Here is a 20,708-nt window from a genome sequence, read left to right as displayed (position 1 = left end):
CTTTAATTTTTAAAAATTTATTTATTAAAGAGATATTTTTACATAAAAACTGGCTTTGTTCAAAGCCTTACTTAACTCTTTGGTTTAGGTTGGGCGGCGCCAGATTACTCGACAATTTGTAGTAGACAAAAGCATATTGATATTGCGATTAGCTATCAAAAAGTAGCGACGCCTAACATCCCCTCATCGATTCTACAGGTTTGAAGTTTTTAGATGAGGGTAAATGGAAACGTAAGAAACATCAACCTCAATATCGTCGCTAATGGCGTAAACTTAATATCGGTATAGATGCTAAAACCTTACAAATACGAGCTGTTCAGCTCACGAAGAACAATGTGAGTGACTCTCTGGTTATTGGAGACTTAATTGCTCAATTTCCATTGGATGAGCGGATTGACTCTGTCTATACTGATGGGGCCTATGATACAAAAGATTGCCCACAAGTGATTTCAGATCGACAAGCACATACTGTAGTTCCACCAAGAAAGGATGCCAAGCCTTGGAAAGACAAAAAGTAAGATCTATAGAAAGGAATAAATTATTAAAAATGGTTAAGTGTCTAGGAAGAGCTATATGGAAAAAGTGGTCTGGGTACCATCGCCGAAGTTTGGTCGAAATTATGATGCGCACTGCATAATATATAGGACGATAAATTAATAGCAATGAGCTTTCCTCAGCAAATATATATTCACTATCAGGATAAAGCGAAAATTGCTCTTTTATGATTTCAATGGCTTGGTCAGACAATGGTACAACATGCATTCTGTTCTTTTTCATATTGCGCTTGCCAGCCAAAATATCAGTCCTCGATACTGCTGGAATCGTCCATGTCTTATCTTCAAAATCAATATATTCCTTTTTTCCTCGACGTATCTCAATGCTTCTAAGCCATGTGTATGTTGCGGCTTTAATAGCATTTCGTGTGCTAATTGAGCCACCGTATGCATTGAGCTTAGGCAAAAGTACTTTTTTTTCAGACTCAGTTAGTGGTCTGGCATGGGTTACATCTGGCTGTTTAATGTAACCCCTAAGAACATAAGTAGGATCTATAGAAATACGTTTTGTGATAATTGCATATTCCATAACTTCACCGATGATTTGTCTTACAAAAATTCCTTTAACCTCTCCTGTACCTCTTCCTGATTTTTTGATTCTTGCCATAGTGCTATCAAGCACAGTTTTAATATCAATAGAGTCAATCTCGTGAATAGGTTTATTACCGATAAGAGGATAAACATCTTTCTCAAAATAACTGCTGCGGCGTTGCTCCCATTCCTTGGATTGTTGAGCTTTCCGAGAATTCATAAATTCGCTAGCGACTAAACGGAATGTACCATTATTTGCTTTGATTGTTTCAAGGCGTTCATTTTTCTGGTGGTTTATTGGGTCTACTCCTTTGGCGAGTTGCTCTCGATACTCCATTGTTTTTGAGCGAGCGTATGCTAAAGTAATTTCAGGATATTGACCGATTGTTAGCATTTTTGCTTTTGTAAGAAATCGGTAGCGATAACGCCAGAATTTGCTACCAGATGGTCGGACTTCTATACACAGTCCTGAATGATCAGCCACGCGGTATAATTCTTCACGTGGTTTTAAGCTTTTGATTTTAAGATCGTTTAGCATGTGATGTGAGTAACGCTATTTTTGAAAGTGCTTACTCACAATCTTACTCACAAAAATTGGTAATTGCATGTATCACGTTGTTATAGAAAGTTAGAATAAAAATATATTTAAATCAATTGGATGGGGCTTAATGTAATTAATATTTAGAGAAGGTTAGATCGTTAATTGGTATGATGTAATATCGTTTCGAACTAGATCAAAAAAATCCTCGCTTTATGCGGGGATTTTTTATGCAAGTTGTTTCATCCTTGTCTTTTTGTATATTTTTTATTATGCTTTTGTACTGTTCGGTAAATATAAATACAACACGAAAACTGAGGAGAACTAAAATGAAAAGATTAATCTTCATTATTGCAATCACCCAGATGCTAACGGGATGTTTAAGTATCATGGGGCAAAGACCCGAAACAAGAAATGATTTGATGCAGTCTTGGGTGGGGAGTACAGAAGAAGAACTGATCAGTAAATGGGGCCCACCGTATAGAAGCTATGCACTCCCAAATGATGCAAAAATTATTTCATATAACGATGGCTGGAATGCTTGTACAAGGAAATTTATGTTTGAACAAGGCAAGGTCACCAAATGGGGATATAGCGATTGTTCTATGCATCTCAATCGACCTGGCAAAATTGACAAGAATATCCCAATTCCAAAACCATCACTTTAATCAATTATTTATAGAGATAACTTTAAACTGAAAGTCGCTGTTCGAGTTAAAATGTCGTGGTGCTTAGACTGGAGTAGCGCAGTAAAGCAAAATTAGGCTGTTATAAATTTTTATGGATTGACATTTTACCTGTGGTGGAATGTCACTATGCTCTCTAATTTTTTTTAAAAGAATAACTTAGATAAAAAGGTTATTTGATCTAGAAAGAATACTTACCTAAAAAGAATAATGATCCAGGTAAAGAAAATAATCGCCTGAGCTACGAACTGTGCGGCACTTCCCATATCTTTGGCATTTTTAGAGAGTGGATGACGTTCTAAAGAAACACGATCAACTACAGCTTCTAATGCTGAATTAAACAATTCTACAATGATTGCCAATAAGCAGACACCTATCATCACTGCTTGTTCAACAGAAGAGACATCAACAAAGAATGTAATCGGAATTAAAACGATATTAATCCAAACAATTTGACGGAAAGCCGCTTCATTTTGGTATGCAGCTTTAAATCCTGCTAAAGAATAGCCTGTTGCATTGAGAATGCGTTTGAAACCCGTCGTACCCTTAAATGGAGAATAATCACTCATAAATCAAAGCAGCTAAAGTTTTTAAGAAGTGTATTATTCTAAACTTAAATTGGGATTAATTTTAAACAAAAAACACCAAGTTTAGAAAAAATTAAGCAATCAGTTGAATTGGTTGCTTAATTTTTTTGAATAAATCAGCTGTTACTTGGTATTTGGATTGGCTTTTAAGTACGCATCTAAAGCTTTACGACCTAAACCAGGATCATCGGTAAATACACCATCCACACCAGCTTTAAAATACATCTCATATTCTTTGTTCGCTCCAGCTTCACAACGCTTGGCTGCATCTGCTTCAGCTGTACTACATTTTAAATTGTTGGCAAGGAAGTTATTTTCAGGACGGAAAGTATACGGATGGACTTTTAAGTTCACAGCATGTGCATCTGTAACGAAAGAAGAGGGTGCAGTATAGCTATCATTAAAAATATACGGTTTCCATGGACCTACACCATCAGCATATTTGGCGACGTCTTTTAAACCTTGTGCTGTTGCCATATCGCCATAAGTGGTTTTAATCCCTTGTGCGGCATAATCTGCTGGACTGATTTTCTTATCATCATAAAGCTGAATAATTTTGGCATGCTTTAAGCTTTTATGTGCTGTCAATTGGTCTTTAAAGTACTTTAAATTATTGACTTCAAATGATTGTAGATAAATTGGCGCAATTTCACGGCTATATTGGTACTTTGCCAAAGTTTTAAGCAATGGATCTTCCATGGCTAAATTTAATTTTTGAAAATATGTTGGGTGCTTGGTTTCAATATAGAGCCCAACCACTTTACCGGTTTTTTTATAATTCTTTTCCGCCAGTTCAATAATTTGCTCAAGGGTAGGGATATTCAACTGATCATTGTATTGGGTATTGTTCGGGCGTAAAGCTGGAATACGCTCGCGTGCTTTAAGTTGATTTAACTCACTTAAAGTAAAGTCTTCTGTAAACCATCCCGTTAATGATGTCCCATCGATGATTTTTGTTTTCTTACGATCTGCAAATTGGCTGAATGTGCTGACATTGGTTGTACCACCAATTTCATTTTCATGGCGTGCAACCAATACGCCATCTTTGGTCGATACCAAATCTGGCTCAATAAAATCAGCACCATCATCAATGGCTTTTTGATAACTTTCAAGGGTATGTTCAGGGCGTAAAGCACTTGCCCCTCGGTGACCAACAATAATGATTTTAGGTTCTTTGTATTCTGGTGTGACGTTTTCTGATTTTTTATCGTCATCATTACAAGCGGTTAATAACGCCATAATACTGATCATTAACCCAGTATTTTTAATCATATTTTTCTCAAATTCTTATATGGAAACTGGCTGTAGTCTAAGTGGTTAAATTGACACTGTGATGACATCAAGATGAAAAATTGATGAAATGCTTTTGGTTGATTTATGTCTAGAAGAAAAAAATTCTTCATAGTTTCTTCATATTTAAACTTATCATTCGCTTTTCTGTTATTTTTCCTTGAGTTTTTAGTTTAAGTCACAGAATATCCATATAAAGTCGATTTAATTGCTACAACAACTTTACCTCAATCCTTTGACGCAGAACCTACTCTGATGCTCTCAAAATTTTTTATTCAACGTCCTATTTTTGCCTGTGTACTTGCAATTATTGTCATGGCTTTAGGCGTATTTTCAGTCTTGAATTTACCGATAGAGCGATATCCAGATATTGCTCCGCCAAGGATTAGTGTTTCTACAACCTATACAGGTGCAGATGCTGAAACTGTTGAAGAGAGTGTTACTCAGGTTTTAGAGCAGCAAATTAAAGGGATCGATAATCTGCTGTATTTTAGTTCGAGTAGTGACTCATCTGGTCGTGCCAGAATTAGTATCAGTTTTGAAAACGGAACGGATCCAGATACCGCACAAGTCCAAGTACAAAATAGTATTAATGGTGTACTGAACCGCTTGCCAGATGATGTACAGCGTCAAGGTGTAACGGTGAATAAATCACTTGGCGATACATTTATGGTGGTGGGCTTGTATGATGAAACAGGTAAAAGTAACAATATCGAATTAGGTGACTACTTATCTGATCATATAGAACAAGAATTATCACGGATTGAAGGGATTGGTGAAGTTGATGTTTTCGGCTCTCAATACGCCATGCGAATTTGGCTGAATCCGAATTTACTGCGTCAATATCAATTGATGCCGAGTGATATTCGCACAGCAATAGAAGCACAGAATACACAGGTTGCAGCTGGTGGCGTCGGTGATTTACCAGTAACTGCTGACCAATATTTAAATGCAAAAGTCACGGCTGGTTCACGTTTAAGAACAGTCGACGAATTTAAAAATATTATTGTTAAATCCAATACAGATGGTAGCTATATCTATTTAAAAGATGTGGCGCGTATTGAGTTGGGTGCAGAAAATTATCAGTCTTTTAATACCATTAATGGTTACCCTTCATCGGGCATGGGGATTTCTTTATCCTCTGGTGCAAATGCTTTAGCAACATCTGCACTCATCAAAGCTGAATTGGCGAAGATTTCTGAAAAATTACCTCAAGGTTATAAGATTGTTTATCCACGTGATAACACGCCGTTTGTGCAAGAATCAATTAAAGAGGTGGTCAAAACCTTATTAGAAGCCATCGTATTGGTGGTTCTGGTCATGTTTATTTTCCTACAAAGTTGGCGTGCCACGTTGGTTCCAACCATTACTGTACCGATTGTGATTTTAGGTACTTTTGCGGTACTCAATGTGCTGGGCATGAGTATTAACACATTGACTTTATTTGCCTTGGTGTTGGCAATAGGTCTGTTGGTCGATGACGCCATTGTGGTGGTGGAAAATGTTGAACGTTTGATGCATGAGCAGGGCTTAACTGCAAAACAGGCATCTATCGAGTCTATGCAGGAAATGACAGGAGCTTTGATTGGGATTACCGTGGTCTTGACCGCAGTATTTATTCCGATGGCGTTCTTTACAGGTTCGACAGGTGTAATTTATCGTCAATTCTCCATCACCTTAGTGGCGGCAATGGCCTTGTCATTGCTGGTTGCATTGATCCTAACCCCCGCACTCTGTGCCATTATTTTAAAACCCAATCCTAAACCCATGCGTTGGGCGACATGGTTTAATCGCAAACTTGAAAATCTAAGACAAGGTTATATTCGCCTGATTCAAAAGACCTTAAATTTGAAATGGGTGATTTTGACGATTTTTGTGGCTTTGATTGCTGTATTTTCACTGATCTATCGGACTTTACCCACCAGTTTTATTCCAAGTGAAGATCAGGGCATGTTGAGTGTGCAGTTCCGCTTAGCTGATGGTGCACCGATGTCGAGTAGTCAGGTGGTTGGGGAAAATATCCGAAAATATTTCCTTGAACATGAAAAACAGAATGTTGATATTGTCTTGATTCGTTATGGGCGTAATTTTTCAGGTACAGGACAAAATTTAGGAACAGGCTTTGTGGCTTTAAAGCATTGGGATGATCGCTCAGGCACACAAAATTCTGCGCAAGCGATTCGTGAACGTGCGACAAAGTATTTTAGTCAAGATCGCAATGCTCGGATTACGGTCAGTTTGCCTGCTTCTGTAAATGGCTTGGGGGATAGTGATAGCTTAGAATTTTGGATTCAGGATATTAACGGTCAAGGACGGAAATATTTAGACCAACAATTCACTACATTGCAGGCGCAAGCCAAACAGTTCCAATCCTTTGAGAATCTGGATAAAAAATCCAATCCAGATAAATCTAAGTTAAAAGTTGATGTTAATCAAAAATTGGCATTGGCAAATGGGCTGAGTCAAACCGCGATTAACAATACTTTGTCAGCAGCATGGGGTGGCTCTTATGTAAATGACTTTATTGATCGTGGACGAATTAAACGGGTGATGATGCAGGGCGATGCAGAGTTTCGTTCAAAGCCTGAAGATCTACAAGTATGGACGGTGCGTAATGCACAGAACCAGATGGTGCCATTTAGCAATTTCGCAACAACGCGCTGGGAAGGTGGACCAGATGTGGTGAATCGTTTCCAAGGTTATACCGCCTTACAAATGGAAGCCAATGCAGCGGCGCATACCAGTTCGGGTCAAGCCATGAAAGATATTCAGACCTTGATTAGTCAACAAGATGGAATAGATGTTGCGTGGAGTGGCTTGTCATTTGAAGAACAAAAATCGAGTAGCCAAGCATGGTTACTGTATTTGATTTCGATCGGCTTTATTTTCCTTTGCCTCGCAGCCTTATATGAAAGCTGGTCGATTCCAACTGCTGTGATTGCGGCAATTCCTTTGGGGATTGGGGGCAATATTATTTTTAGTAAATTGGCAGGTTTTCCAAACGATATTTATTTTCAAATTGCATTGCTGACCACGATTGGTTTGTCGTGTAAAAATGCGATTTTGATTGTTGAGTTTGCGGCACTATCACAGGAAAAAGGTAAAACAGCGATTGCTGCTGCATTAGAAGGCGCAGGGTTGCGGTTACGTCCAATTCTGATGACATCCTTGGCCTTTGGTGCGGGGATTATCCCCTTGGTTGTTGCATTTGGTGCAGGTGCTGCCAGTCGTCAAGAAATAGGGGTAAGCGTATTGGGTGGGGTGATCTTCGGAACAGTTTTAGTTTTGCTGTTTATCCCATTTATGTATGTGCTGGTTCGTTCAATTTTTAAATCAAAAGTACCCTCTGAGTAAGGGTGTTGATTGATGAGCTTCGCTTGCTCAATGCTCTTTGATGATCATTGATCAAGCTTAAAATCATACAGAACCTTTAAAATATGTTTCACAACAAAAAACATCTTTATTTTCGTGGGATTGCAGTCCAACATGTGGCAAAAGTTTGATGGAATTTGGATCATCCTATGCAATTTTCTTTGGCACTCGTTTCAGAAATAGAAAAAGCCATTAAAAACCATCAATTTGATCTCATTGAAAAACAATTTGAACAAATCAATGACGCCGATATCGCAAAAATTTTGGCAGATTTATCTTTAAATGAACAGCTGACATTGGTGGAGTATTTACCCAATGCTGCCTATATTCTTGAGTTTTTATCACTCGAACAACAACTTAAAATTTCTGAACATTTACCGAAACAGATACTGGTCAATATCATTTCTGAGATGCACTCGGACGATCGTACTGATTTATTTAAGTACTTACCTTATGCATTACAGCAATCTATTTATGCCGATTTAAGCCCTGACATACAGCAGCAGATCCAACATTTAGCCAGATATCCAGAAGAGTCTGCTGGTGCAATCATGAGTTCAGATTATGTGACATTGTCACCTGATTTGAACATGACACAAGCCATCAAGCAGATCAGGGCAATTGCCACAGATCGTGAAACGGTCTATTTGATTTATGTGGTCAATGCACAAGGCAAGTTACTCGGGGTTGTGTCCTTACGTGAAATTATTCTTGCTGAGCCTGAGCAAACCATTGCCGAAGTTATGAGTATGGATTTGATTGTTGGGGACGTTAATGAAGACCAAGAGAGCATTGCAGAGAAGCTGCATTATTATGACTTTATTGCGCTGCCAATTGTTGATGAGCAACAACGTCTTTTAGGTATTGTTACTTATGATGATGCCATGGATGTCGTCACTGAAGAAGCCACAGAAGACTTTTTAAAATCCAGTGCAGTCTCATCGTCTCCTAAAATGAGTATTAAGACAGCACCGATTCATTACCTCTATAAAAAACGGGTATTTTGGTTGGTGATTTTAGTTTTTGGCAGCTTATTGTCTGGATTTGGGATTGCTCATTTTGAAGATATTATTGCAAAAAATATTGTGCTGGTATTCTTTTTGCCGCTTTTGGTCGGGAGTGGCGGGAATGCTGGCTCACAATCGGCCACGTTAATGGTACGGGCATTGGCAACGGGTGATGTACATTTAAAAGATTGGATGTATCTGATTGGGCGTGAAAGCTTGGTTGGTTTATGTTTGGGCGGAACAATGGCAATTGCAGTGTCCATTCTTGGTTACTTTAGAGGCGATGCAATGGTCGCTTTGGTGTTAGCTTTAAGTATGATGGGTATTGTATTGATGGGTTGCTTAATAGGGATGAGTCTGCCATTTATATTGAATCGTTTAAAGCTGGATCCAGCAAGTGCTTCGGCACCTTTGGTCACCTCGATTTGTGATGCAACAGGTGTCATCGTTTACTTATGTATTGCATCGATTATTTTATAAGACATGGCTGAATAGTTAGCTTTAGAAATGCTTGGCTGATTATGTTCAATCAGCAATGTCTTTTCTTAAATCTCGACAACTGGGAATATCGGTATAGCGATATACCTGATAACCTGCTTGTTCTAACATCTCGTCACGTTGTGCATCGATATGTTCTTTGCCAAGATGACTGGGATCATCGAGTTCAATAATAGCAATCACTTCAAGCTGTTTGTCGAGTAGCACAAAGTCGGTCACTTTACGATTGAATTTGGAACGCAATTTAAATTGATTGCAATCAATTAACGCGCTAAACGCGACTTGCGCAAGTACATGATATTGAGGAAAGGCTTCATTTAAACGGAAAAACATTTTCTGTTCAAAAGGGGTGATCACACGTTTTGCATAATAATGTTTATTTCGAAATAAATACTGACCAAAGCAGGCAAGCAATAAAGCAATGGTTGCGATACTGCCAATCAATAAAAATAAAATTTGATGTAAATCGAGAGACATAAGCGATCGGTATCGTATAGACAAGAAAAAACCCACTCAATCATGAGTGGGTTTTTAAAATCTGGCTCTCCAACCTGGGCTCGAACCAGGGACCTGCGGATTAACAGTCCGTCGCTCTACCGACTGAGCTATTGGAGAATCTGGAACGCATTTTAGGGATGAAATGGGAATGGGTCAAGGAAAAATTGTTAAATTCATCATAAAAAAGCATTATTTGCTAAATATTTGATCATTCTGAATAAAAGTAAATCTGAATAAAAGCAAAGTTGTTTTAAGCGTTCTAAAATTTAGGCGTAAGCCGAAAAGCGGTTAAATCTTTTCTTTATAGAAAATAAAGATATAAAAAAGCCCACTTCATTATGAGTGGGCTTTTTAGAATCTGGCTCTTCCACCTGGGCTCGAACCAGGGACCTGCGGATTAACAGTCCGTCGCTCTACCGACTGAGCTATGGAAGAATAGATGGCTCTCCAACCTGGGCTCGAACCAGGGACCTGCGGATTAACAGTCCGTCGCTCTACCGACTGAGCTATTGGAGAATCTGATGCGCATTTTATGGATGAAAGCCAAAGTGGTCAAGTGAAATGATAAGAAAAAAGGCTTAAATGTTTTTTTATTGTCCGAATTTAAAGAGTTTGTATATATATTGATTATTTTTAAAGTTTTCCAGTTCTTTATTCGAGATTAAATGATCATAAGTGATTAAATTTTGTTGCAGCTGAAGAAGGGTTTGTATTCGTTGTGATGGTTTCATTCGGACTAAAGCACTAAAAATAATCGTGATTTCTAAGATTTGAATATTTTTAAAAAGCAAGTTTGATGAAATCACTATATTTTTAACCCTATAGGCTTTTTTCCACAAAAAATGTTGTTGCATAATGTGATCAATAAACATTAAGTCAAGTTCGTAACACATACCAAAAGAAAAGCCTCGATGTTCTTGCTGTATTTTACGCATACTGAAAGCAGAAATTTGTGCATAATTAATGGTGATTTTTATTGCATACATTTGAATTTGGCAAAACTCGGAATGAAAACATATCTGTGGTCGTCCATGTTTGATCAGCAAAGACAATGAAATAAGTTCAAACAACACAATAAACAGCCAAAATAGAACCACAAAAATAAAAGTGAAGCTGATATCGTCCGTGTCGGTAATATAGAGATAACAGGGGATCTGAATAGCGCTAAGCATTGCATAACTATAAAAGATTTTTATTGGATCTGCTTTTACCGTGTAATTAGGATTGATCATATTTGAATTGAAAAAATTGAATCGCATAAAAAGGCCATTCTAATCAGAATGGCCTTTTTACAAAAATAAAATGCTGAGATCTTATTTTTCAACACCAGCTTCTTGGCCCGCATATTTCGCGTTCGCATAGTCCCAGTTTACAAGGCTTTCTAAGAAAGTCGAAATGTATTTAGGACGAGCATTACGGAAGTCGATGTAATAAGCATGTTCCCAAACATCAATTGTAAGTACCGCTACTTTGCCATGTGCAAGTGGAGTATCTGCATTTGAAGTTTTAAGAATAGAAAGCTCGCCATTCACTTTATCAGCAACTAACCAAGCCCAACCTGAACCGAATTGAGTTGTTGCAGCAGCTGCGAACTCTTCAGCAAATTTTTCGTAAGAACCGAAAGCTTCATCAATTTTAGCAGCTAAAGCGCCAGTAGCTTTACCACCACCGTTTTTAGCCATACAGTTCCAGTAGAATGTGTGGTTCCAAACTTGTGCAGCGTTGTTGAATACACCTGCTTTAGAAGCATCGCCAGCAACAGCAACAATGATCTCTTCTAAAGTTTTACCTTCAAGATCAGTACCCTTGATTAAGTTGTTTAAGTTTACAACATAAGTATTGTGGTGCTTGTCATGATGGAATTCTAAAGTTTCTTTGCTGATGTGCGGCGCAAGATCTTCATAGCCGTATGGTAAAGCAGGTAAAGTAATGGTTGTCATGTTTTAAATTCCTTGCATTTAGCTGGGTTTTAACATTAAGTGGCTTTATTGTAATGGATTCTTTCAACAATTGTGCAAGATGTTAAATAACAATACACAATTTATTTCGATTTAATACGTATATAGAAAATCTAAAAAGTACATCGCATTTTTATGGAAAAGTGTCTAATCGGCAGAGCATTATTTGCCAAAAAATGCGCTACATTTTTTAGGATAGCGCTTAAATCGGGTTGTTGAGTTCGAAATAACTAGCGTCAATATTGAACTGTTCAGCGATCGCTTGAGCAAGTTGTTGAACACCATAGCGTTCTGTTGCATGGTGACCACATGCATAGTAATGCACATCTAACTCTTTTGCTTCATAAAAAGTACGCTCGCTGACTTCACCTGAAATATAGGCATCACAATTCATCGCTGCCGCTTTGCCTATAAAATCCTGTGCTCCACCTGTACAAAATCCGACTTTTTGAATCAATGATTTTTCTGCATTGAGATGGATGGTATCAAAACCTAATTTTTCAGTGAGAAGGTGTTTAAAATCTTCTGGTGAGATCGGGTTTTTTAAATAACCAATATTACCAATCGGATTGCGTTCGCTTGGGTCTAAAGCTTCAATGTTTTCCAGCTCAAGGATTTTGGCAATCATTGCATTATTCCCCAATATTGGATGCGAATCTAAGGGGAGGTGGTATCCAACAAGTGAAATATCATTTTGGATTAATGCTTTGATTCGTTTGCCACGCATACCTGTGATTGGATAGGGTTCGCCTTTCCAGAAATAGCCATGATGAACCAAGAGCAGGTCTGCTTGTTGTGCAATCGCTGCATCAATCGCATCCTGTGACGCCGTGACTGCACACAGGATTTTCTTTACTTCAGATCGTCCTTCGATTTGTAATCCATTGGGTGCGTAATCTTTAAATTCATGTGATTTTAAGGTTTGATCACACCACTGAATGATATCTTTGAGTAAAGCCATGAATAACCTTTATTTAAATGAAGTGTGTTAAGACCATCAAAACATATTTTAAATTGTAACTAAAGCTGAACAAAACTCTTTGTGTTTTTTATGTTTCTTGATTGAATTGCTTTACAATATACAAATTGCTTTTGCATCAACGAATTAAAAAATTCTTAGAGGAATAAAAACGTGCGGCGTTCATTTACTTGGCTCCCTTGGGTTTTACTGATACTGGTTATTATTTGTTTTGTGGTTTGGCAAAAACTTCAACAGCCCAAAGCACCGATTGCTGCTGATGGTGTGAAGATGCCTGCTGAGAAAGTTGAGCCTTTGGTCAATACATCTCGAACGGGTGGTGTGGTGTCCTATAGTGCTGCCGTTAAGGTTGCCGCACCAGCAGTGGTGAATATTTTTACCACTCAAAAAGTAAAACAAAATCATCCATTGCTCAATGATCCTGCGTTTAGAGAGTTCTTTGGAAATCAGATCCCTGAACAAAATCAAAACCAGAATGAAAACAGTTTAGGTTCTGGAGTGATTGTACGTCCAGATGGTTATATTTTGACAAATAACCATGTGATTGCTCAAGCAGATCAAATCGTTGTTGCCTTGCAAGATGGTCGCCGTGCAGAAGCCACTGTAATCGGAACGGATCCTGATACAGATTTGGCTGTGATCAAGATTGAATTGAAAGAATTACCTGTCTTGCCATTTAAATTGAGTGGCAATGAAGTTGGTGATGTTGTATTGGCAATAGGCAATCCATTTGGTGTCGGGCAAACGGTAACGCAAGGGATTATCTCTGCAACGGGTCGTTCTGATCTCGGTATCAATACTTACGAAGACTTTATTCAAACAGATGCAGCCATTAATCCGGGTAATTCGGGTGGTGCATTGATAGATGTGGCTGGGAATTTGATTGGTGTTAATACTGCAATCTTCTCACAGTCCGGTGGTTCGTTGGGGATTGGCTTTGCCATTCCTGCCAAAATCTGTCAGCAAATTTTAAATTCAATTTTAAAAGATGGTCGTGTGATTCGTGGATGGATGGGCATTAGTTTAGTTCCGCCAACGCAAGCGGATGTATTACAGCCTCGTCAACCAGGTGTTGTGGTTGCTGATGTATTGAAAAAAGGTCCTGCGGCGGAAGCAGGGATTAAAGTGGGCGATCGTATTGTTAAAGTGAATAATGAAGATATTACTTCAACCTCACATTTAATTAATTATGTTGCACTCCAAGCACCGAATACTGATATTCAAGTTGAAGTCATTCGTGGCGAACAAACCGTCAATCTCACTGTTAAAGTGGGTGAGCGTAAAGTTCAAAGTGCTGACTCACAATTTATCCCTTTACCACGACGTTAAGTCTTACGAAAATTTTAGCCCTGATGAATCAGGGCTTTTTTATTTCTGAGATGCAGATTTTCCTTAGCTCATAAGACTATTTAGTGAGGCCAATTGGCACAGGGATTAGGTAATAGGCTATGGATTGCACCAACTTCTTCATCTGAGAGCTTTGCATCTTTATTTTTATCTAAGAATTTAAATAATTTAATGTTTTTATCTTTGCCTTGAAACTGTCTGTCATCTGGCCACGGTAGTGGATCAAAGTCTTTGACTTTTAAGAACTCATTGAGTTCAAATGTATCATTCTTATTTAAATCATAGGTTTTATGGAATTTCTCCCAGTCTAAAGAAGCCGGATCACAGGCAAAGCTAAAGCTTGAAAGTGTGCTACAACTGAGAATGAGACTATAGATTATTTTATTCATCTGTTTTATCCCATTTTTTTAATTAGCTTTGATTATAAAGACAAAGTGATTTTAAACGAATGGCTGCATCTCAACAAAACTATTTCAGTCTTGATTCAATCTATTCGATAGAAAATACTATATTTTTAAAACAAAAAAACAGTGCCGAAGCACTGTTTTTATTGCAATAAAATGCTATTCAATTAACTTTCTTGTTGAATCCCAGCAACTAACCAATCTTGAGTAGACCCTGCTGGTTTAACAAAGTGCCATACTTCTGAGAACGGTACAGGTTGACTATTTAAGTCTTCGCTGACAGTTCCAGTAAAACGAACACTCACCACGTATTGTCCATTTTCTGTCGCGCTATCCAATACCAATGCATTTAAGTTTGAAAACTCAGCCACATCTTGATCTTGGTTTGCCATGATATCGCTGTACATTGACTGATAAAGATCAGCTGTTAAATAGCGTTGAATTTCAGCAATATTGCTCACCGAGTTCATTGACTGAATATGGTTAAAGCGTTGACGAGCAACACGTAAGAAAGCAGCAGGCTCAGTTCCATCCGGAAGTTGATTGCCGCTTTGCATAGAGGCTGCGCCAAACGGTGCTTGTGTTGCAGTACCACTATTGACAGATTGACCAAAAATATTGGTCGTGTCGTTTGAACTACGTGCCGTATTGTTTTGACCAAATGGCGCAGATGTTGGACCTGTGCTATTTGGTGCATACGGATTATTGCTGGCTAATTTTTTTTTTGCACCGAATTTACGGAACAAGAAGAATGCAGCACCTGCGATCAGGATTAACCAGATCCAGCTTGGAATTCCGCCTTTTTTCTCTTCTTGTTGAGCAGCTGCTTGTTGTTTCGCTAATTCAGCATCATTGGTTTGTGCTTGGGCATTACCATTATGATCATCAGCCATTGCATTTGCCGCAATCGCACCTACTGCTGCACCTGCAACACCAGCAGCAACCATTTTACCTACACCAGAACCTGATTTTTGTTGACCAGGTTGAGCAGGCGTTGGTTGTTGAGCAGGCGTAACTTGTCGAGGTTGAGAATAAGACTGACTTGAACTCGAAGAACGGCTCATGCCATGGCTTTTACCACCACCTGCACGTTTTGCTTCAGCTAAAGGTGCTATAGCCAAAGTTGCCATTAAAATACCTGCGACCAAGCCGCGCTGTCGAACTTCCATTGAATCTACCTATATTAAAAATATGTTGATGAATATGAGTGCAAGCACATTACTGTAATTGCTTTTCATAGTTCTCTTTATGCAGTCTTTTTAAGAGAATTTCAATGTTTTTAAGATTTATTTGCACATATATTCACATAAACATAACGAATATATTGCTGGGTTTTTAAAGCGTAATATGGATTTTCTAATCTATTGAAATAATTAAAACTATCAATTTAAAAAGGCTTTTATCATATCGGTGGAATTGTGCTGTGATATACAAATTTAGTGCAGCAATTTATGATAAAAATTCTCATGATTTAATGGGTAATTTATAGCGTGTAGTACCCAGCCTTTATCTTTAAATTATTTGAATAAATATCGATCGATCAACCTGTTATAAAAATGATTAAAGCAAAACTATTGTTTCAACTTTAGTTAGACATTTAATTTTTATTGGATCTATGATGGTTCATTTAATGAGGGATAAGAAGCAAATTTTATTTAAGCTCTCTATCAAAGCAAGCTTACTTCCTTGTAAGGCTTGGTCCTATTTTATAAATGGGATGCTTAGACTTCATCACTCAATTGCATGGCTTCTGTTAATGCTTCATGCAGTCGAGCCACTGCAATGATTTGTACACCTGCAATAGGCTTTTGTGGTGCATTGCCTCTAGGTACGATGATGTATTTAAAACCATGTTTTATGGCTTCTTTTAAGCGTTCTTGTCCATTGGGAACAGGGCGTATTTCACCCGATAATCCCACTTCACCAAATACAGCCAATTGTTGTGGTAAAGCTTTAGAGCGTAAACTTGAAGCACAGGCCAAAAGTACCGCAAGATCAGAGCCTGTTTCGGTAATTTTCAAGCCACCCACGACATTGACATAAACGTCTTGTCCAGAGGTTTGTACACCACCATGGCGATGCATAACCGCAAGCAACATATTTAAGCGGTTTTGTTCTAACCCCAGTGCGACCCGACGCGGTTGTCCATGCGCGTCATCAACCAGTGCTTGAACTTCAACCAATAATGGCCGTGTACCTTCACGACTGATCATCACCACTGAACCGGGAATCGCCTCATCATAACGACTTAAAAAGATGGCAGACGGATTGGCGACTTCTTTTAAGCCCTTATCTGTCATGCCAAATACACCAAGTTCATTGACCGCACCAAAACGGTTTTTGACAGCACGAATCATACGGTAGCGGGAGTCAGATTGCCCTTCAAAATACAGTACACAATCGACCATGTGTTCAAGTACACGTGGACCGGCCAAGGCACCTTCTTTGGTGACGTGACCAACAAGAAATAACGCTGTACCACTATTTTTTGCAAATCGAGTCAATAGTGCAGCTGATTCACGAATTTGCGAAACACCGCCGGGAGCAGATTGTAAGGTTTCGGTATATAAGGTTTGGATTGAGTCAAGGATGGCAACAGCAGGGCGCAATTGTGCGAGGGTATCACAAATTCGTTCTACACACGTCTCTGCCATGACTTGTAATTTATCAGTAGCTAAGTCAAGACGATTGGCACGTAAAGCCACTTGTGAAAGTGATTCTTCCCCTGTGACATAGAGTGCTGAATTCTTCGCAGCAGCCATGTGCGTTGCGGTTTGCAACAGAATCGTTGATTTACCAATACCAGGGTCACCCCCGATCAGGACGACAGAACCTGTGACTAAGCCACCACCAAGTACTCGGTCAAACTCGCCTATACCCGTAGCTAAACGTGTTTCATTGGACACGGTAATCTGGTTAAGCAAGGTGACATTGGCCGCTTGTCCTGCATACCCACCGCCCATAGGTTTGGCACGATGTGATACGACAGGTTCAATTCGCACTTCAGTCAGAGAATTCCATTCACCACAGTCTGAACATTGACCTGCCCATTTTGGATGGTCTGTACCACATTGTTCACAACGATAAACAGTTTTGACTTTGCCCATTTTGAGTGCGTTCACCTTATGAATGATGTGCTGAATGTACCAATAGCGCCATTGAAATACAATTTTTTGCTTAACATCTCGCCAAAAACTATTTTGGCACGTAAACTGCAAATCGAAGGAACGGTAAAAATAAGAAAGGTAAGGGATAGTCGTTTGACTATTAAATAAGCTAAAAGATGAAAAAACTTAGATATTTTAAGTATTCATTGAAAAAGGCTTTTTTATTTTTTTTGTTTTAAGCTACTTTTGTACAACGAAATCTGAGAGAAGAATATAACAATGTCAAATGAAAACCTCAGTTCTTCTGCGGAAACAGGTGAACTAGCAAGAAGTTTATCGAATCGTCATCTACAATTGATTGCAATTGGTGGTGCGATTGGTACAGGCTTATTTATGGGTTCAGGGAAGACGATCAGTCTTGCGGGACCATCCATATTATTTATTTACATGATCATTGGTTTGATGGTTTTTTTCGTCATGCGTGCGCTTGGTGAACTGTTACTTTCGAACTTGCAATACAAGTCATTTATTGATTTTTCTACAGATTTGATCGGACCATGGGCAGGCTATTTTGTCGGATGGACCTATTGGCTGTGCTGGATCACAATTGGTATTGCAGATCTATCTGCAATTATCTATTACTTACAGTTCTTTAATAATGGGTTGCCATTTACTCCAAGTGAAGGGGCAATGATAAGTGTTGCCGCAATCTTCTTTATTTTAGGGTTGAACCTAGTCACAGTAAAACTGTTTGGTGAATTGGAATTCTGGTTTGCGCTGATCAAAATTATTGCCATTGTGGTGTTAATTTTGGTGGGTTTCTGGATGATTTTTACCGGCTTTACTTCAGCAGCAACAGGTCAAGTGGCGTCATTTACTCATCTTTGGGATCATGGGGGAATGTTCCCGAAAGGCTTTGAAGGCTTCTTAGCAGGCTTCCAAATTGCCATCTTTGCTTTTGTCGGTGTTGAACTTGTTGGTACCACAGCAGCAGAAACCAAAGATCCAGAGAAGAACTTACCTAAAGCCGTTAACTCAATTCCAATCCGTATTATTTTCTTCTATGTATTGGCATTGGTGATTGTTATGTCAGTTACACCATGGAATATGATTGATCCTAAAGTTAGCCCATTTGTGAACTTGTTTAGTCAAGCGGGAATTGCTGCGGCTGCAATCATTATGAACTTGGTGGTCCTTTCTTCTGTAATGTCTTCAATGAACAGTGGTGTATTCTCAACAAGTCGTATGCTGTTTGGTCTTTCTCGTGAAGATCAAGGTCCTAAAGCATTTGGTCTGTTAAATAAACGCGCAGTTCCAGCGAATGCTTTATATTTCTCTGGTGTATGTCTATTGGGTGGTGCGGCATTACAATATTTCGTTCCAAACACAGTCGAAGCATTTACTTTAGCAACCACACTATCCACGATCTTGTTTATCTTGGTATGGATTATTATTTTGTGGAGTTACTTGGTGTACTACAAAACACGCCCAGAACTTCATGCAAAATCAGTGTTTAAACTACCCGGTGGACCGATTACTTGTTATATCGTGATCATTTTCTTTGTTGGTACGATTGGTATTCTTGCATTAGAACCAGATACAATGAAATCATTGATGGTCAGTCCGATCTGGCTCATTATCCTTGCAATTGGTTATTTCTGTTTTTATAAGAAAAAATAGTCATTAACGATTTCAATGATATTGATAAGAAAACGTCAGTAATTTACTGGCGTTTTTTTTATTCTCATTTTAAGCTTTAAGGCTTCCGCTTTGGTCTATATTTTAGATTCAAGGTATAAGGTATACTGACGAAAATTTTGGAAATAGGTGAACAAATGCGTTTTGCAATTTGTGGCATCGGTTTAGTTTTAGCAAGTACAGTGTTGGTGGGTTGTGGTCAATCAGGCAATTTGCAGTTGGCAAACAGTCAAGACTATGACAAACGTGCCAAATATTTGCTCTATTCAAAAGATGCCAATAAAGCTGCCCAAAGCAAGGCAAAAGTGCAAGATCAGACAGCCGTTGCAGATCAATCTGTGCCAGCGTCTCAAGCCACTTCAAACTAAACCTAATTACACTTTCATTGAAAGGATAGATTCATGAGTTTCTCCCGCATTCATGGGGTATTGCATGCAGAGCAATGTTCTTTAGATCAACTCGCGCAGCAATATGGCACACCGCTTTATGTTTATTCAAAAGCAACTTTTGAAAAGCATTATTTGGATATGGATCAGGCATTTAGCTTTATCGATCATCAAATTTGTTTTGCGGTGAAGTCAAACTCAAATCTTGCGGTATTGAATGTATTGGCAAAATTAGGCTCAGGCTTTGATATTGTCACAGGTGGTGAGCTTGCGCGAGTCCTTGCCGCAGGTGGAGATGCTACAAAAATCGTATTCTCAGGTTTAGGCAAACAAGAAGCAGATATTCAAAAAGCCCTAGAAGTCGGGATTGCGTGCTTTAATGTGGAATCCCATGCTGAACTTGATCGTATCCAAAAAGTTGCGGCAGGTTTAGGCAAAAAAGCTCCGATTTCGTTACGGGTAAACCCAGATGTAGATGCGAAAACACATCCTTATATTTCGACAGGTTTAAAAGAAAATAAATTTGGTATTCCATCAGATTCAGTTTTTGAAACCTATCAATATGCAGCGTCTTTACCCAACCTTGATGTGATTGGGATCGATTGTCACATTGGTTCGCAATTAACTGAAACACAACCTTTCGTAGATGCGCTTGACCGCGTCATTATGATGATTGCAAAATTGAAAGAATTGGGCATCCAGCTTAAACACATCGATATTGGTGGTGGTTTAGGGGTGACCTATAAAGATGAAACACCGCCAAGTGTTGCTGAATATGCCAATGCAATGCGTCCAGCTTTAGAGAAATTAGGCTTAAAAGTCTATATGGAACCGGGGCGGAGTATTTCAGCAAATGCTGGGGTATTGGTGACTAAAGTTGATTTGTTAAAACCAACCAACTATCGTAATTTCGCGATTATTGATGCTGCAATGAATGACTTGATTCGTCCATCGCTTTACCAAGCGTGGATGGACATTCAACCTGTGGTATCGCGTATAGATGTTGAAGCAAAGACTTGGGATATCGTGGGCGCCATTTGTGAAACGGGCGATTTCCTTGGGAAAGAACGTGAACTTGCCATTCAGGAAAATGACAATCTTGCTGTTTTAGGTGCAGGTGCGTATGGTTTTGTCATGAGTTCAAATTATAACAGCCGTGGTCGTGCTGCTGAAGTCATGGTCGATGCTGACCAATCGTATGTGATTCGTAAGCGAGAAACGATTGAATCACTTTGGGAAAATGAAAGCTTATTGCCTTAAGGAGCCAT

At 38.8% G+C, this 20,708-nt stretch carries 16 protein-coding genes, 3 tRNA genes and 2 pseudogenes; 8 read left to right on the top strand and 13 right to left on the bottom strand.

Annotation, left to right across the window (positions count from 1 at the left end):
* Positions 1-42 precede the first annotated feature (42 nt).
* Positions 43-725, top strand: a pseudogene (locus tag GJV03_RS03580) (IS5 family transposase); the annotation flags it as partial.
* Here GJV03_RS03580 and GJV03_RS03575 read toward each other — a convergent pair.
* Positions 676-1,623, bottom strand: a pseudogene (locus GJV03_RS03575) (integrase arm-type DNA-binding domain-containing protein); the annotation flags it as partial. The pseudogenes GJV03_RS03580 and GJV03_RS03575 overlap by 50 nt on opposite strands.
* Before the next feature lie 329 nt (positions 1,624-1,952).
* Here GJV03_RS03575 and GJV03_RS03570 point away from each other — a divergent pair.
* Positions 1,953-2,291 carry a hypothetical protein gene (locus tag GJV03_RS03570; protein ID WP_004722439.1) on the top strand — a complete coding sequence of 113 codons (339 nt, stop codon included), beginning with the start codon at positions 1,953-1,955 and terminating at the stop codon, positions 2,289-2,291.
* 212 nt (positions 2,292-2,503) lie between these two features.
* Here GJV03_RS03570 and GJV03_RS03565 read toward each other — a convergent pair whose 3' ends face one another.
* Both GJV03_RS03565 and GJV03_RS03560 read right to left on the bottom strand, forming a co-directional pair.
* Positions 2,504-2,878 carry a diacylglycerol kinase gene (locus tag GJV03_RS03565; protein ID WP_004722437.1) on the bottom strand — a complete coding sequence of 125 codons (375 nt, stop codon included), beginning with the start codon at positions 2,876-2,878 and terminating at the stop codon, positions 2,504-2,506.
* 141 nt (positions 2,879-3,019) lie between these two features.
* On the bottom strand, positions 3,020-4,168 hold the full coding sequence (locus GJV03_RS03560; RefSeq protein ID WP_105713088.1) for a glycerophosphodiester phosphodiesterase: 1,149 nt from the start codon (positions 4,166-4,168) through the stop codon (positions 3,020-3,022).
* Between the two features lie 273 nt (positions 4,169-4,441).
* On the opposite strand from GJV03_RS03560, the gene GJV03_RS03555 reads away from it, so the two are divergent.
* Together GJV03_RS03555 and mgtE are read left to right on the top strand one after the other, a co-directional pair.
* On the top strand, positions 4,442-7,540 hold the full coding sequence (locus tag GJV03_RS03555; protein WP_154129480.1) for a multidrug efflux RND transporter permease subunit: 3,099 nt from the start codon (positions 4,442-4,444) through the stop codon (positions 7,538-7,540).
* A 167-nt stretch (positions 7,541-7,707) separates the two neighbouring features.
* On the top strand, positions 7,708-9,045 hold the full coding sequence (gene mgtE, locus GJV03_RS03550) for a magnesium transporter (protein ID WP_154129479.1): 1,338 nt from the start codon (positions 7,708-7,710) through the stop codon (positions 9,043-9,045).
* 45 nt (positions 9,046-9,090) lie between these two features.
* Here the strand turns inward: mgtE and GJV03_RS03545 are convergent, their stop codons facing one another.
* From GJV03_RS03545 to GJV03_RS03515, 7 genes are all read right to left on the bottom strand, one after another.
* Entirely contained in the window at positions 9,091-9,540 is a 450-nt protein-coding gene (locus tag GJV03_RS03545) for a DUF2726 domain-containing protein (protein WP_096733454.1), read from the bottom strand.
* Positions 9,541-9,602: 62 nt separating this feature from the next.
* A tRNA-Asn gene (locus GJV03_RS03540) sits at positions 9,603-9,678 on the bottom strand.
* A 242-nt stretch (positions 9,679-9,920) separates the two neighbouring features.
* Positions 9,921-9,996, bottom strand: a tRNA-Asn gene (locus GJV03_RS03535).
* Between the two features lie 5 nt (positions 9,997-10,001).
* Positions 10,002-10,077 (bottom strand) — tRNA-Asn (locus tag GJV03_RS03530).
* Positions 10,078-10,151: 74 nt separating this feature from the next.
* Positions 10,152-10,820 carry a hypothetical protein gene (locus GJV03_RS03525; RefSeq protein ID WP_154129478.1) on the bottom strand — a complete coding sequence of 223 codons (669 nt, stop codon included), beginning with the start codon at positions 10,818-10,820 and terminating at the stop codon, positions 10,152-10,154.
* A 54-nt stretch (positions 10,821-10,874) separates the two neighbouring features.
* Positions 10,875-11,501 (bottom strand): superoxide dismutase, encoded by a 627-nt coding sequence (locus tag GJV03_RS03520; protein ID WP_004722425.1) that lies wholly within the window; start codon positions 11,499-11,501, stop codon positions 10,875-10,877.
* A gap of 220 nt (positions 11,502-11,721) precedes the next feature.
* Positions 11,722-12,480 (bottom strand): Nif3-like dinuclear metal center hexameric protein, encoded by a 759-nt coding sequence (locus tag GJV03_RS03515; RefSeq protein WP_056514277.1) that lies wholly within the window; start codon positions 12,478-12,480, stop codon positions 11,722-11,724.
* Between the two features lie 171 nt (positions 12,481-12,651).
* On the opposite strand from GJV03_RS03515, the gene GJV03_RS03510 reads away from it, so the two are divergent.
* The gene (locus tag GJV03_RS03510) at positions 12,652-13,827 is read left to right on the top strand and encodes a trypsin-like peptidase domain-containing protein (RefSeq protein ID WP_004722420.1); all 1,176 of its coding nucleotides are present in this window, start codon (positions 12,652-12,654) and stop codon (positions 13,825-13,827) included.
* An 80-nt stretch (positions 13,828-13,907) separates the two neighbouring features.
* Here the strand turns inward: GJV03_RS03510 and GJV03_RS03505 are convergent, their stop codons facing one another.
* The 3 genes from GJV03_RS03505 to radA all read right to left on the bottom strand — a co-directional run bounded on the left by GJV03_RS03505 (position 13,908) and on the right by radA (position 17,356).
* Complete coding sequence (locus GJV03_RS03505; RefSeq protein WP_151956177.1) at positions 13,908-14,234, bottom strand: EF-hand domain-containing protein; 327 nt, start codon at positions 14,232-14,234, stop codon at positions 13,908-13,910.
* 182 nt (positions 14,235-14,416) lie between these two features.
* Entirely contained in the window at positions 14,417-15,418 is a 1,002-nt protein-coding gene (locus tag GJV03_RS03500) for a Tim44-like domain-containing protein (protein WP_154129477.1), read from the bottom strand.
* Positions 15,419-15,970: 552 nt separating this feature from the next.
* A complete protein-coding gene (gene radA / locus GJV03_RS03495) occupies positions 15,971-17,356 on the bottom strand; it encodes a DNA repair protein RadA (RefSeq protein ID WP_004722416.1) in 1,386 nt (461 codons plus the stop codon).
* 279 nt (positions 17,357-17,635) lie between these two features.
* Between radA and GJV03_RS03490 the strand changes: the two genes are divergently transcribed.
* From GJV03_RS03490 to lysA, 3 genes are all read left to right on the top strand, one after another.
* Positions 17,636-19,036, top strand: coding sequence for an amino acid permease (locus GJV03_RS03490; protein WP_004722415.1), 1,401 nt, complete (start codon positions 17,636-17,638; stop codon positions 19,034-19,036).
* A 155-nt stretch (positions 19,037-19,191) separates the two neighbouring features.
* Entirely contained in the window at positions 19,192-19,422 is a 231-nt protein-coding gene (locus tag GJV03_RS03485; protein ID WP_004722414.1) for a hypothetical protein, read from the top strand.
* A 33-nt stretch (positions 19,423-19,455) separates the two neighbouring features.
* Positions 19,456-20,700, top strand: a complete 1,245-nt coding sequence (lysA, locus tag GJV03_RS03480) for a diaminopimelate decarboxylase (RefSeq protein WP_154129476.1) — start codon at positions 19,456-19,458, stop codon at positions 20,698-20,700.
* Positions 20,701-20,708: the final 8 nt, after the last annotated feature.

The sequence above is a fragment of the Acinetobacter sp. RIT698 genome, from assembly GCF_009668065.1.
Lineage (GTDB): Bacteria > Pseudomonadota > Gammaproteobacteria > Pseudomonadales > Moraxellaceae > Acinetobacter > Acinetobacter guillouiae.
This window is presented reverse-complemented; position numbering and strand designations above follow the sequence as displayed.